Origin of the sequence: Micromonospora sp. WMMD1128 (assembly GCF_027497235.1) — a bacterium.
Lineage (GTDB): Bacteria > Actinomycetota > Actinomycetes > Mycobacteriales > Micromonosporaceae > Micromonospora.
The window spans coordinates 6235568-6248834 of sequence record NZ_CP114902.1; the positions used below are offsets into that span (position 1 = coordinate 6235568).

Here is a 13267-nt window from a genome sequence, read left to right on the forward strand (position 1 = left end):
CGCGACGGCGGGTGAGCCGACCGATGGTGCCGGCCATCATCACGCGGGGGCTCCCACCAGGTGCTTGAGCACCGAGGTGAAGAAGCCGAGGCCGTCCAGGGAGGGGCCGGTGAGCGCCTCCACCGCGTGCTCGGGGTGCGGCATGATGCCGACGACGTTGCCGGCCTCATTGGTGATCGCGGCGATGTCGCGCTGCGATCCGTTCGGGTTGCCGCCGAGGTATCGGGCGACGACGCGGCCCTCGGCCTCCAGCCGGTCCAGCGTCGCGGCGTCGGCGACGTAGCAGCCCTCACCGTTCTTGACCGGGACGAGCACCTCCTGGCCCGGCTGGAACGCGTTGGTCCACGCGGTGCCGGTGGCCTCGATCCGGAGGACCTGGTCCCGGTTGCGGAAGTGCAGGTGCTGGTTGCGGGTGAGCGCCCCGGGCAACAGGTGTGCCTCGCAGAGGATCTGGAAGCCGTTGCAGATGCCGAGCACGGGCAGACCACCGCGGGCGGCGTCGACGACCGTCTCCATCACCGGCGCGAACCGGGCGATGGCTCCGCAGCGCAGGTAGTCGCCGTAGGAGAAGCCGCCGGGCAGGACGACGGCGTCCACTCCGTGCAGGTCCGGGTCGCCGTGCCACAGCCGGACCGGCTCGGCGCCGGCGAGCCGGGCGGCCCGGGCCGCGTCCCCGTCGTCGAGCGAGCCGGGAAAGGTCACCACACCGACCCGGGCGGTCACGAGTGCGCGCCCGCGGTCTCGTCGGAGGCGACCACGTGGACGGTGAAGTCCTCGATGACCGGGTTGGCGAGCAGCTTGTCGGCGATCTCGCGGGCCCGGTCCAGGTCCGGTTCGCCGGTGAACTCGATCTCGATCCGCCTGCCGATCCGAACCGAGGCGACGTCGTTGACGCCGAGCCGGGGCAGCGCGTTCGCGACGGCCTGGCCCTGCGGATCGAGGATCTCGGGCTTGAGCATGACGTCGACTACGACGCGAGGCACGGGGCACTCCTGACTGTGTACGCAGTTGGGTGCCGGCCCACAAACGGCCGAGCCCAGCCAGCCTACCTGGCAGATACCGCCCGGCCCGCACCGGCCGTCGCCAGTACGGGCGGTGGCGGGTGGGACTCTCGGTGCGGACCGGAGACCGTTGCGCGTTCGTTGCGGCGTCGATACGTATTCGTTGCGCGGGAGGCCGCGCCTCGGCCGCACACAGCGCCTCCCACCAGGCATTCTGCCCTGCTTCGGCGCGCGACGGGACCGGTTTCCGACAGACCTCCGTCTCGCTCCGCGGCGCACCTCACACCATCGATATCTACCAATTGGTATGTGGCGAGACGGACCGGCACGCCCATAGCATGCATCGCCAGATGTCGATGTCATCGATCGACGCCCCGCCGGTCCACCCCGCCCGGCGGGCCCCGATCGCGCCCGGCGACCCCGGGCGTCCATGCAGAAGGAGCCACCACATGCGCCTCCGTTCCCTGCTCGCCGTGTTGACCACCGCCCTTGCCGGCGTACTGGCCACGGCGTCCGGCGCCGGCGCCGCCCCGGCCGGACCGCAGCCGATCATCGGCGGCGGCACCGTCTCGTCCGCGCCATGGGCCGCGGCCGTCTTCAGCAACGGCTCGTTCACCTGCTCCGGCAGCGTGATCGCGTCCCAGTGGGTGCTCACCGCCCGGCACTGCGTCAGCGGCAGCATGTCGGTCCGGGTCGGCAGCGTCTACTACGCCTCGGGCGGCGTCACCCGCACCGTGAGCGCCTCCTACACCCGCAACGACCTGGCCCTGCTCCGCCTCTCCAGCACGGTCAGCACCTCCACCGTCTCGCTCGCCAGCAGCAACCCGCCGGTCGGCTCCACCAACTCGATCTACGGCTGGGGCATGACCTGCTACAGCGGGTGCGGCGCGTCGCCCCAGCTCAAGACCGCCAACGTCCGGGTGACGAGCACGAGCGTCACCGACGCGTACGGCGGCCAGGCGATCCGGAGCACCCGGGTCAACGGCAACGCGTGGCGCGGTGACTCGGGCGGCCCCGAGTTCTACAACGGCCAGCAGGTCGGGGTGGCGTCCACCGCCGACGGCTCCAGCATCCAGAACTACGGCAGTGTCGCGTACAACAGGTCCTGGATCACCTCGGTGGCCGGTGTCTGACGGTTTCCACCGTCGCGGCGCGGATGGCCGGGAGGCACCCGACCGTCCGCGCCGCCCCGTTTCGCAGCATCCGATCAGGTGCACACGGCACGCGAACCACCCCCGCCGACGACTGACAGCATCGGTACCGTGCTGGTCGTGACGACGGATCAACTGCCCGGCTACGAGATCCGCCAGATCCTCGGCGAGGTGGTCTCCTCGATGGCGCGGACCCGCAACCCGTACCGCGAGGGGGTCAAGAATCTGCGTGGTGGCGCCTACGACCCGATGGCCCCGGACAACCTCACCCGCTGGCGCACCGACTCGGTGGCCCGGCTCGGCGAGGAGGCGCAGCGCCTCGGCGCGAACGCGGTGATCGGCATGCGCTTCGACAGCCGCGACTGCGGCGAGATGTGGATGGAGATCTGCGCGTACGGCACAGCGGTGATCGTGGTGCCGAGGACGCCCGACATCATGCCGCCGGACCAGCCGATGATCGCCGCCGAGACCGCCCACGAGCCGGAGATCGCCACCGCCCCCGGCGGCATCGCCGAACCGGCGAGCGCCCCCAACCTGAGTTCGGCGGCCGAAACCCCCACCGGCCCCTGGCCCCCGCCCCTTTCTCACCGTTGATCATGAAGTTAGCGGCAGCGACGGAGATCCACATCGCCGCCAACTTCATGATCAACGGGGAAGGCCGTGCGGTCAGAGGATGGGGGATGGGGAGTAGGTGGCGGCCTCGGGGTGGGAACGGACGATCTCGGTGATCCGTGCGGTCACCCGGGTCACCTGATCGTCGGCGGCGCCGGTGAAGGTGCTGCGATCGGCGACCAGGGCGTCGATCTCGGAGCGGGTCAGGTTCAGGCGGCCGTCGGCGGCCAGGCGGTCGAACAGGTCGTTCTCGGGCGCACCCTGCTCCCGCATGGCCAACGCCACGGCCACCGCGTGCTCCTTGATCACCTCGTGTGCGACCTCGCGGCCGACGCCCCGGCGGACGGCGGCGACCAGGATCTTCGTGGTGGCCAGGAACGGCAGGAAGCGCTCCAGCTCCCGGTTGATCACCGCTGGGTACGGGCCGAACTCGTCGAGCACGGTGAGGAACGTCTGGAACAGGCCGTCGGCGGCGAAGAACGCGTCCGGCAGCGCCACCCGACGCACCACCGAGCAGGACACGTCGCCCTCGTTCCACTGGTCCCCAGCCAGCTCGCCGACCATCGACAGGTAACCCCGGATGATCACCGCGAAGCCGTTCACCCGCTCCGAGGAACGGGTGTTCATCTTGTGCGGCATCGCGCTGGACCCGACCTGCCCCGGCTTGAAGCCCTCGGTGACCAGCTCCTGGCCCACCATCAGCCGGATCGTGGTGGCAAGCGACGACGGCGCGGCGGCCACCTGCGCCAGCGCGGCCAGCACGTCGAAGTCGAGCGAGCGCGGATAGACCTGGCCGACGCTGTCCAGCACCCGGCCGAACCCGAGGTGCCCGGCCACCCGGCGCTCCAGCTCGGCCACCTTGCCGGCGTCGCCGTCGAAGAGGTCGAGCTGGTCGGCGGCGGTGCCCACCGGCCCCTTGATCCCGCGCAGCGGGTAGCGGCCGATCAGGTCCGCCAACCGCTCGTACGCGATAAGCAGTTCCTCGGCGGCGGACGCGAAGCGCTTGCCCAGCGTGGTGGCCTGCGCCGCGACGTTGTGCGACCGGCCGGTCAGCACCAGCGGGGAGTATTCGCCCGCGTGCCAGGCGAGCCGGGCCAGGGTGGCGACCACCCGGTCCCGGATCAGCTCCAGCGACGCCCGGATCTGGAGCTGCTCGACGTTCTCGGTGAGGTCGCGGGAGGTCATCCCCTTGTGCACGTGCTCGTGCCCGGCGAGCGCGCTGAACTCCTCGATCCGGGCCTTCACGTCGTGCCGGGTGACCCGCTCGCGCGCCGCGATCGAGGCCAGGTCGACGTCGTCGACCACCCGCTCGTACGCCTCGACCACCCCGTCCGGCACCGGCACGCCGAGGTCCCGCTGGGCCCGGAGCACCGCCAGCCAGAGCCGGCGCTCCATCCGGACCTTTTCCTCCGGCGACCAGAGGGCCACCAGCTCCGGTGAGGCGTAGCGGTTGGCGAGCACGTTCGGGATCGTCGTCACGGCCCACATTCTTTCGTACGCGGCGACGGGCTCACGGCAAGGGGCGGCCGGTGAGCGCCCGCCACAGCCCCGCGCCCGCCTCCTCCTCGCTGTCGAAGCGCTGCCGGACGTCGTACGTCCCGCGCTCGTAGAGGCCGATCTCCCAGCCGCCGGCATCGGAGCGGCGGAGGAACCAGAAGTCGGGCGGGACCGGCACGTGCTCGTGCACGCCCTCCAACTCGAAGGCGTCCGGGGACAACCCGGCGGCCAGCAGCGCGGCGCGTACCCGGTGCCGGTCCACGCCCGACCTCCCATCTGCGTTGGCGGCCCGCGCTCACCGCCCGGCGGTCAGATCCTCTTCGACCAGGAATCCGTTGTCGAGCAGCCACTGCACGGTCAGCACGGCTCCGGCCTGCGGCAGGTACGCCGGGTTGAGCTGGAACTGGGTGCCCATGCCGGGCTGGGCGAACCAGGACGCGATCGGGCCGGAGTCGACGGTGAACGGCTTGACCACGCAGTAGACGTGGTAGTTGGCGAGCGGCGCGTTCGCCGGTGTGTTCAGGCTCTGCGGGGTGAGCGCGCGCGAGCTGAACGGTGTGCCCAGCGGGGCGAGGAACGCGCCGCCGGAGAAGCCGAAACGGTCGAGCCGGTAGCCGGCCAGCAGCGTCTGCGCCTGCTTGAGTGGGCGGCCGTCGGGGGCGATGACGAACCCGTAGGCCGGCGGGTAGACGTAGACCGCGGGGTTCCCGGTGGTGTACTGCGCCAGGAACTCGCTCTCGGTCAGCGCGCCGAACCGCTGGTAGCCGGCGAGCAACGGCCCGACCGGCGAGGCGGTGGGCAGCTCGGCCGGGCCGAGCATCGGGTTGCCGTCGTAGAACTCTGTGGTCGGCGGCGCGGTGGGCGGGGTGCCCGGCCGGCAGAGGCTCTGCGTGGGCACGGGCGGTTGCGGCCGACCGGACGCGTCGCCGCCCTGGTCGGCGGGGAGGGCGACCGCCCGGGCGGCCAGGGCCGTGGCGGCGGCGGCCCCGACCGGCTGCGCCGCACCGGGTACGAGGACGAAGGCCGCCCCGGAGACGAGGGCGAGCAACCAGCGGCGTGTTTTCACCGGAACCTCCTGTTATGGGGATGAAGCAACAGCGTCATCCTGAGAGGTTTTCGGCGTTAACATGAGGTTTTGTCCGGTTGGCTACCTGAACGGGCTAATGCCCGCCCGGGACCGCACGGGCGGGGTAGGCCAGGAATGATCTCCACCAGCCCGATCCGGGCGTCCCACTCCTCCATCGAGGATCCCGATGCGAAGAACCTTCCTGGCCGGGCTCACCGCGACCGCGTTGACCGGCGTCTCCCTCGTTCCCACCGGCACCGCACAGGCCGCCGACGACAACCCGCTCTACGTCCGGCGCACGGTGCCGACCTGCTCGGACACCGGCCCTGGCAGCTTCGACCAGCCGTTCTGCTCGATCAACGCCGCGGCGTCGGCGGTCTCGCCGGGCCAGACCGTAGAGATAAGTGGAGGCGTCTACCCGGAGCACGTCACCATCACCCGATCCGGCACGCCCGACGCGCCCATCGTCTTCCGCACCTCCACGAGCGCCCAGCTCACCGGTCCGACCGCCGGGATCACCATCGACGGCCGGCACGACATCAGGATCCAGCGGATCGACGTCCCCGGCGCGGTCGAGAACCCGGCGCTCGACGTCCGCGACTCCAGCCGCATCGTGGTCGAGGACGCCGGTTTCACCGTGACCGGTAGCTCGACCGGGCCGGCGGTGCGCTTCTCCGGCGTCACCGACTCGATCATCAGCCGCTCCTTCGTCTCCGGCGGCCTACCGTCCATGAGCGTGCTGCTGGACGGTGCCACATCCGGCGTACGCCTGTCGTCGGTCGGCGTCATCGGGACCCCGAACGACCCCCTCGCCCAGAGCGTGGGAATCCGGGTCGAGGGCTCCGACAACACGATCGTCAACGGTTCCATCGACCGCTTCACCGGCGCTGCGGTCAGCATCGGCCCCGGGGCGCGCGGGACGACCGTGGCGAACAACCAGATCGGCGTGGGAACCGGTTACGGCGTCCACAACGCCGGCGCCACTGGCACCGCGATCACGAACAACACGATCACGGACCGCTGCCTCGGCGGCGTCCGCGTCGACGGCGACTCGAGCGGTGTCTCGGTGCAGAACAACTACCTCGTCCAGAGCCGCGACTTCAGCTGTGCCGGCGGCCCGAACGCACGAATCGCCGTCGCGGACGGCGCCACCGCCGACACGGTGGTCGACTACAACCTCGCGGACCTCTACCGCTCCGGATCCGCGTCAATCTACGAGTGGAACGGCACCCTGATGAGTCTGTCCACGTTCCGGGGCGCGACCGGGCAGGGCGCACACGACCTGGACACCCCCGGCCCGACGGGTGGCCACGACTCGGCCAACTCGGCCGCACCGGGCTACCCGGCGACCGACCGGAACGGCACCGCGCGGGTGGACGACCCGGCGGTGCCGAACACCGGCGCCGGCCCGGTGCCCTGGGCCGACCGGGGCGCGATCGAGACGGTCCGCGGCCCGGACGCCCGGTTCACCCTCGCGCCGGATCTCGACACCGGCTCGGTCACCGTCGACGCCTCGACAAGCGTGCCGGGCGTCGTGCCGATCGCGAGCTACCGGTTCGACTTCGGCGACGGCACGTCCGTCACCCAGGACACACCGGTGGCCACGCACCGGTACGCCGCCCGGAACACGTACTCCGTCTCGGTGCGGGCGACCGGCACGGACGGCCGGAAGGACGACGCCACCGAGCAGGTGAGCGTGCTGGCCCGCAGCGGCACCGTCGGCCTGCTCGCGTTCTCCTCGCTGAGCTACGTCTCCCCGGGCAACAGCCCGCCGTCGTGGCCGACACTCGCCGCGAACCGGCCCGACCTCGGCGCGACCGCGCAGTTCGACCTGGCCGACGCCGGCAACGGCACGGTCGCCCTGTTCGTCCGCGCGGCTGGCCGTTACCTGACCGCCGACACGGCGGGCGTGGCCGCGCTCACCTACCAGACGGTGCTGGTCGGCGACACCGAGAGGTTCACGCTGATCCGCAACGCGGACGGCAGCGTCAGCCTGCGGTCGGTGTCCAGCGGCCGGTACGTGACGGCGACCGCCAACCCGACCGTCGCGCTCATCGCCGACGGCAGGGCCATCGGCACGGACCAGAAGTTCTACCGGGTGGACGTCGCCAACGCGGGCCGGACCCTCAAGGCGGGTGCCAACGGCCGCTTCGTCACCGCCGACAGCGCCGGCGTCAAGCCGCTGATCGCCAGCGCCACCAGCGCGGGCACCGCGCAGCGGTTCGACGTGCTCGACCTCGGCAGCGGCAAGGTGGCGCTGCTGGCGTGGGCCAACCGGCTGGTCGTCAGCGCGGACAGCGCGGGCAACAAGCCGCTGATCGCCAATCGCACCAGCGCCGGCGCCTGGGAGGGCTTCACCCTCACCCGCAACGCCGACGGCACCACAAGCCTCAAGGCGACTGTCAACAGCCGCTACGTCACCGCCGACAGCGGCGGCAACAAGCCACTGATCGCCGACCGCACCACGATCGGCGCGTGGGAGAAGTTCACCCTCGGCGGCTAGAGCGGGACGCCCGCCCGGCACCACGCCGGGCGGGCGTCGCCCGTCTCAGCGTTCCAGGATCGCGGTCACGCCCTGCCCGCCGGCTGCGCAGATGGAGATCAGCCCGCGCCCGCTCCCCTTGCGGTCGAGCAGCTTGGCGAGCGTGGCGACGATCCGCCCGCCGGTGGCGGCGAACGGGTGCCCGGCGGCGAGCGACGAGCCGTTGACGTTGAGCTTGTCCCGGTCGATGGACCCGAGCGGCGCGTCCAGGCCCAGCCGCTCCGCGCAGAACTCCGGCGACTCCCAGGCGGCGAGGGTGGCCAGCACCTGCGAGGCGAACGCCTCGTGGATCTCGTAGTAGTCGAAGTCCGGGAGCTTGAGCCCGGCCCGGGCCAGCATCCGGGGCACCGCGTACGCGGGGGCCATCAGCAGCCCCTCGTCGCCGTGCACGAAGTCGACGGCGGCCGTCTCGGACCAGGAGAACCAGGCGAGCACCGGCAGGTTGTGCGCCCGCGCCCACTCCTCCGAGGCGAGCAGCACGGTGGACGCGCCGTCGGTGAGCGGTGAGGAGTTGCCCGCGGTCATGGTGGCCCGCTCGGCGTCCGGGCCCGTGGTGCCGAAGACCGGCTTGAGCGAGCCGAGCTTCTCCAGCGTGGTGTCCGGCCGGAGGTTCTGGTCGCGGGTCAGCCCCAGGTAGGGGGTCATCAGGTCGTCGAAGAACCCCTGCTCGTACGCGGCGGCGAGCCGCTGGTGCGAGCGGAGCGCCAGCTCGTCCTGGGCGGCCCGGTCGACGTTCCAGCGCAGCGCGGTGACCGCGGCGTGGTCACCCATCGACAGCCCGGTACGCGGCTCGGCGTTGCGCGGGATCTCCGGCTTGAACGGCTGGTGCGGGCGCAGTTTCGCGGCCAGCCGGAGCCGCTCGCCGAGCGTGCGGGCGGAGTTGAGCTGGATCAACGTGCGGCGCATGTCCTCGTTGACGGCGAGCGGCGCGTCGGAGGTGGTGTCGACGCCACCGGCGACGCCGGCGTCGATCTGCCCGAGGGCGATCTTGTTGGCGACCAGGATGGCGGCTTCCAGGCCGGTGCCGCACGCCTGCTGGACGTCGTACGCCGGGGTGTGCGGGTCGAGCCGGGAGCCGAGCACCACCTCGCGGGTGAGGTTGAAGTCCCGGGAGTGCTTGAGCACCGCGCCGGCCACCACCTCGCCGAGCCGCTCGCCGGCGAGCCCGAACCGGGCGACCAGCCCGTCGAGCGCCGCGCCGAGCATGTCGGCGTTCGACGCGTGCGCGTAACGCGAGTTGGACCGGGCAAAGGGGATGCGGTTGCCGCCGATCACCGCGACCCGCCGGACACTCTGCACGATCGGCCTCCTCGAAGCTGTTGCCCCAACCCTACTCGCCAGTAGGCTACGCCTATGACCGACAGGTACGCGAGCTTCGTCCAGACGGGGGCCGGTCGTGCGCTGGTCAAGCGCCTCGGCCTGCCCGACCCGCCCCGACTGCGCCGGCACACGCCTGGCGACCCGCTCGTCCCCGGGCCGGTCCTGCTCGGCGCCGCCACCGGCGGCCGGCTCGCCGGGCCGGCCGGCAAGATCCTGACCGCCGCCGGGGTCGAGCTGGCCGACCCGGCCGCCACCACCGCCGACAGCCGGTTCGCCGCCCTGGTGTACGACGCCAGCGGCGTCACCGACTCCACCGGGCTGCGCCAGCTGTACGACTTCTTCCACCCGCACGCCCGGTCGTTGCTGCCCAGCGGGCGGGTGATCGTGCTCGGTACGCCGCCGGCCGAGTGCGGCTCGCCCCGGGAGGCCACCGCCCAGCGCGCGTGCGAGGGGTTGACCCGCAGCATCGGCAAGGAGTTCGGTCGCGGCGTCACCGCCCAGCTGGTGTACGTCACCCGCGACGGGGACGCCGGCACGCCGGTGAGCCTGGAGTCCACCCTGCGGTTCCTGCTCTCCGGCCGCTCCGCGTACGTCTCGGGCCAGGTCGTCCGGGTCGGCGCCGGCACCGCCGTCGCGCCGGCCGACTGGGACCGGCCGCTCGACGGTCAGGTCGTGCTCGTCACCGGCGCGGCCCGGGGGATCGGCGCGGCGCTGGCCACGGTGCTCGCCCGCGACGGCGCGCAGGTGGTGGCGCTCGACGTCCCGGCGGCCGGGGACGAGCTGGCCACGGTCGTCAACGACATCGGCGGCAGCGCAGTGCAGCTCGACCTGACCGCGCCGGACGCGCCGACCCGGCTGGCCGAGCACCTGGCGTCCCGGCACGGCCGGGTCGACGTGGTGGTGCACAACGCCGGCATCACCCGGGACAGGACGCTGGGCCGGATGGACGCCGACCGGTGGGACTCGGTGATCGACGTGAACCTGTCCAGCCAGGAGCGGATCAACGACGTGCTGCTGGAGCGCGACCTGATCCCGGCCGGTGGCCGGATCGTCTCGGTCTCCTCGATCGCCGGGATCGCCGGCAACCGGGGGCAGACCAACTACGCGACGAGCAAGGCCGGCGTGATCGGCCTGGTCGACTCGCTCAGCCCGGTGCTGCGCGAGCGCGGGATCAGCCTGAACGCGGTCGCGCCCGGGTTCATCGAGACCCGGCTGACCGCGCGCATCCCGTTGACCATCCGGGAGGCGGGCCGGCGGATGAACAGCATGGCCCAGGGCGGCCTGCCGGTGGACGTGGCCGAGACGATCGGCTGGCTCTCCTGGCCGGCGACCGGCGCGGTCAGCGGCAACGTGGTCCGCGTCTGCGGCCAGAGCCTGCTGGGGGCGTAATGGCCACCCGCGACCACGATCCCGACGATCTCACCCTGCACGACCTGATCGAGGGCCCCACCCAGGACCTCACCTCGGCCCGGGCGGCCCTGGCCGCGCGCGGCACCCCGCCACCCCCGGTCGAGGAGACCCAGGACCTGTCGACTGCCCAAACCGCCGCACTGACCCCACCCCGCTCCGACGATCATGAAGTTGACGGCACTTCCGGAGATCCACAGGACCGCCAACTTCATGATCAACCGAGTGGGGAGCCGGGTGGGCGGAAGCGGGTGGAGCTGGAGCGGTTGCCTGCGGCGGGGGCGCTCTACCGGCGGGCCATGCTGGGGGTGCTGCCCGGGACGGGGCGGCGGCGGGGGCGGGAGCTGCCGGCCGTCGAGCTGGGCGTCGCGGGGGTGACGGTGGACCCGGGGCATCTGGCCGACTACGACCGGGTGTGCGGGTTCCGGCTGGCCGACCGGCTGCCGGCGACCTACCTGCACGTGCTCGGGTTTCCGCTGTCGCTGCGGCTGATGACCGCCGCCGACTTCCCGATCCCGCTCACCGGCGTGGTGCACGTGGCCAACCGGATCACCGTGCGCCGGCCGGTGCGGGCCGACGAGGTCGTCGACTTCCGGACGTACGCGGAGAACCTGCGCCCGCACGAACGGGGCCGGCAGCTCGACGTGGTGCTCGTCGGCTCGGTCGGCGGCGAGGAGGTGTGGCGGGGCGTGTCGACGTACCTCGGGAAGGAGCGCGCGGCCGGCGGCGGTCCGCGGCGCGACCGGGGTGACCGCCCCGCGCCGCCGGCCCCCTCGGCGCAATGGCGGGTGACGCCCCGGGTGGGTTCGGACTACGCCCGGGTCTCCGGCGACCACAACCCGATCCACACCTCGAAGCTCGGCGCGCGGCTGTTCGGCTTCCCGCGCCCGATCGCGCACGGCATGTGGAGCAAGGCCCGCTGCCTGGCCGCGCTCGATGCCCGGCTGCCCGACGTCTACACCGTGGACGTGGCGTTCAAGCTGCCGGTGCCGCTGCCGTCCACGGTGGCCTTCAGCGCGTCACGCTCCGGCGAGGGCTGGGACTTCGGGCTGCACGGCGCCCGGGACGGACGACCCCACCTGGTCGGCACCGTCCGCTGAGGAGAGAGGGGACCTTGCGGTCCCCTCTCTCGTGCGTTAAGTTGTTCTCAGATTGAGTTGTTCTCAAGATGAGAAGGTAATCGTCGTGAACGAGCAGGACTTCCTCGCCGGATACGACCCCCGGGACTACCCGGCGGTCGCGGTCACCGTCGACGTGGTCGCCCTGACCATCCGCGAGGGCGCGCTGCACCTGCTGCTGATCCGCCGGGGCGCACCTCCCTACGCGGGGCACTGGGCCCTGCCCGGCGGCTTCGTCCGACCGGACGAGGACCTGTCCGACGGCGCCCGGCGCGAGCTGGCCGAGGAGACCGGGCTCGGCGGCGAGCGGCTGCGCCGGGTGCACCTGGAACAGCTCGGCAGCTACGGCACGCCGGACCGCGACCCGCGCATGCGGGTGGTCTCGATCGCCCACCTGGCGTTCGCCCCCGACCTGCCCGACCCGGTCGCCGACACCGACGCCGCCGACGCGGCCTGGCTACCGGTCACCGCGCTGGGCAGCCGGCAGCTCGCCTTCGACCACGGATGGATCATCGACGACGGGCTGGAACGGGCCCGGTCCAAACTGGAATACACCCCGCTCGCCACCCGCTTCCTCGCGCCCGAGTTCACCATCACCGAGCTGCGGGCGGTCTACGAGACGGTCTGGGGTCAGCCGCTGCACGCCGGCAACTTCCACCGCAAGGTGCTCTCCGTGCCCGGCTTCGTGGAGGCCACCGGCGCCAGCACCGAACGCGGCGGCGCCCGGGGCGGCCCCCGCGCCAAGCTCTACCGCGCTGCCGCCGCCCACCTCCTCCACCCCGCCCTCCTCCGATGAGGTGCAAGGCGGGGGCCCCGCTTAACGCCTCCGGTATAGGCGGGGGCCCCGCTTATCACCGGCAGCTCAAGGCACCACGGCACCCGAGCGACAACGATCTGATGCGCCGGGAGGCGCGTGCCCTGCGACGGATCGCCGAGCGCGGGGACCCGCGGCACCTCGCGTACGTGCCCCGACTGGTCGACTCCTATCCGGTGCGCGACCCGGCGACCGGTGCGGAACTGATCGTCAACGTGCTGGAGACGGTGCCGGGGCTGCACAGCCTGGAGGACGTGCGCCGGGCGTACCCCGATGGGGTGGACCCGCGCGACGCGGCCTGGATGTGGCGGCGGCTGCTCGTCGCGCTCGGCCTCGCCCACCGGGCCGGGGTGGTGCACGGCGCGGTGCTACCCCGGAACGTGCTGATCGAGCCGGACGCGCACGGCCTGGTGCTCGTCGACTGGTGCTTCGCCACCGAGCCGGGCGGGCTGGTGCCGGCGCTCGTGACCGACATGGCCGACTGGTATCCGCCGGAGGTCACCGGAAAGCGGCCCTGCGGCCCGGGCACCGACATCGCGCTTGCCGCCCGCTGCCTGACCTGGCTGATGGCCGACCGCGCGCCGCGTGAGCTGCGCGCCTTCGCCGCCGGCTGCCGGCAACCCGCGCTGTCCGCCCGGCCGGACGACGCCTGGCGGCTGCTCCGCGAACTCGACGAGGTGCTGGACCGGCTCTACGGGCCACGCACCTTCCGACCCTTCACCCTCAACCCCTAGGGAGG

General features: G+C 72.5%; 13 protein-coding genes. 7 read left to right on the forward strand and 6 right to left on the reverse strand.

Going from position 1 to position 13267, the window contains the following annotated elements:
- Positions 1–39 precede the first annotated feature (39 nt).
- Together purQ and purS are read right to left on the reverse strand one after the other, a co-directional pair.
- Entirely contained in the window at positions 40–723 is a 684-nt protein-coding gene (gene purQ / locus O7602_RS28265; protein ID WP_281585635.1) for a phosphoribosylformylglycinamidine synthase subunit PurQ, read from the reverse strand.
- Positions 720–983 carry a phosphoribosylformylglycinamidine synthase subunit PurS gene (purS, locus tag O7602_RS28270; protein ID WP_281585636.1) on the reverse strand — a complete coding sequence of 88 codons (264 nt, stop codon included), beginning with the start codon at positions 981–983 and terminating at the stop codon, positions 720–722. Before purS ends, purQ begins: the two co-directional genes overlap by 4 nt.
- Positions 984–1450: 467 nt before the next feature.
- On the opposite strand from purS, the gene O7602_RS28275 reads away from it, so the two are divergent.
- Positions 1451–2134, forward strand: a complete 684-nt coding sequence (locus tag O7602_RS28275; RefSeq protein ID WP_281585637.1) for a DUF1986 domain-containing protein — start codon at positions 1451–1453, stop codon at positions 2132–2134.
- Positions 2135–2263: 129 nt separating this feature from the next.
- Positions 2264–2746, forward strand: a complete 483-nt coding sequence (locus O7602_RS28280; protein ID WP_348651303.1) for a YbjQ family protein — start codon at positions 2264–2266, stop codon at positions 2744–2746.
- 72 nt (positions 2747–2818) lie between these two features.
- On the opposite strand, the gene purB is transcribed toward O7602_RS28280, so the two are convergent.
- Genes purB through O7602_RS28295 form a run of 3 tightly spaced genes read right to left on the reverse strand, consistent with a single transcriptional unit; the run spans position 2819 to position 5327 of the window.
- Positions 2819–4243 carry an adenylosuccinate lyase gene (purB, locus tag O7602_RS28285; protein ID WP_281585639.1) on the reverse strand — a complete coding sequence of 475 codons (1425 nt, stop codon included), beginning with the start codon at positions 4241–4243 and terminating at the stop codon, positions 2819–2821.
- Positions 4244–4274: 31 nt separating this feature from the next.
- Positions 4275–4523, reverse strand: a complete 249-nt coding sequence (locus tag O7602_RS28290; RefSeq protein WP_281585640.1) for a hypothetical protein — start codon at positions 4521–4523, stop codon at positions 4275–4277.
- Positions 4524–4556: 33 nt separating this feature from the next.
- Positions 4557–5327, reverse strand: coding sequence for a TNT domain-containing protein (locus tag O7602_RS28295; protein ID WP_281585641.1), 771 nt, complete (start codon positions 5325–5327; stop codon positions 4557–4559).
- A 187-nt stretch (positions 5328–5514) separates the two neighbouring features.
- Here O7602_RS28295 and O7602_RS28300 point away from each other — a divergent pair, with 187 nt between their 5' ends.
- Positions 5515–7830 carry a PKD domain-containing protein gene (locus tag O7602_RS28300; RefSeq protein ID WP_281585642.1) on the forward strand — a complete coding sequence of 772 codons (2316 nt, stop codon included), beginning with the start codon at positions 5515–5517 and terminating at the stop codon, positions 7828–7830.
- A gap of 45 nt (positions 7831–7875) precedes the next feature.
- On the opposite strand, the gene O7602_RS28305 is transcribed toward O7602_RS28300, so the two are convergent.
- Complete coding sequence (locus tag O7602_RS28305; protein WP_281585643.1) at positions 7876–9168, reverse strand: acetyl-CoA C-acetyltransferase; 1293 nt, start codon at positions 9166–9168, stop codon at positions 7876–7878.
- A gap of 54 nt (positions 9169–9222) precedes the next feature.
- Here O7602_RS28305 and O7602_RS28310 point away from each other — a divergent pair, with 54 nt between their 5' ends.
- The 4 genes from O7602_RS28310 to O7602_RS28325 all read left to right on the forward strand — a co-directional run bounded on the left by O7602_RS28310 (position 9223) and on the right by O7602_RS28325 (position 13262).
- Positions 9223–10578: a 3-oxoacyl-ACP reductase gene (locus O7602_RS28310; RefSeq protein ID WP_281585644.1), complete on the forward strand. Its 1356-nt coding sequence runs from the start codon at positions 9223–9225 to the stop codon at positions 10576–10578.
- Complete coding sequence (locus O7602_RS28315) at positions 10578–11696, forward strand: MaoC/PaaZ C-terminal domain-containing protein (RefSeq protein ID WP_281585645.1); 1119 nt, start codon at positions 10578–10580, stop codon at positions 11694–11696. Before O7602_RS28310 ends, O7602_RS28315 begins: the two co-directional genes overlap by 1 nt.
- Before the next feature lie 79 nt (positions 11697–11775).
- Positions 11776–12510, forward strand: a complete 735-nt coding sequence (locus O7602_RS28320; protein ID WP_281590588.1) for an NUDIX domain-containing protein — start codon at positions 11776–11778, stop codon at positions 12508–12510.
- A 101-nt stretch (positions 12511–12611) separates the two neighbouring features.
- Positions 12612–13262: a serine/threonine protein kinase gene (locus tag O7602_RS28325; RefSeq protein WP_281585646.1), complete on the forward strand. Its 651-nt coding sequence runs from the start codon at positions 12612–12614 to the stop codon at positions 13260–13262.
- Positions 13263–13267: the final 5 nt, after the last annotated feature.

Excerpts from the sequence above, each read along its gene's own strand:
- O7602_RS28275 (WP_281585637.1), top strand. The coding sequence starts at position 1,451 with ATGCGCCTCCGTTCCCTGCTCGCCGTGTTGACCACCGCCCTTGCCGGC.
- O7602_RS28300 (WP_281585642.1), top strand. The coding sequence starts at position 5,515 with ATGCGAAGAACCTTCCTGGCCGGGCTCACCGCGACCGCGTTGACCGGC.
- O7602_RS28310 (WP_281585644.1), top strand. The coding sequence starts at position 9,223 with ATGACCGACAGGTACGCGAGCTTCGTCCAGACGGGGGCCGGTCGTGCG.
- O7602_RS28315 (WP_281585645.1), top strand. The coding sequence starts at position 10,578 with ATGGCCACCCGCGACCACGATCCCGACGATCTCACCCTGCACGACCTG.
- O7602_RS28325 (WP_281585646.1), top strand. The coding sequence starts at position 12,612 with ATGCGCCGGGAGGCGCGTGCCCTGCGACGGATCGCCGAGCGCGGGGAC.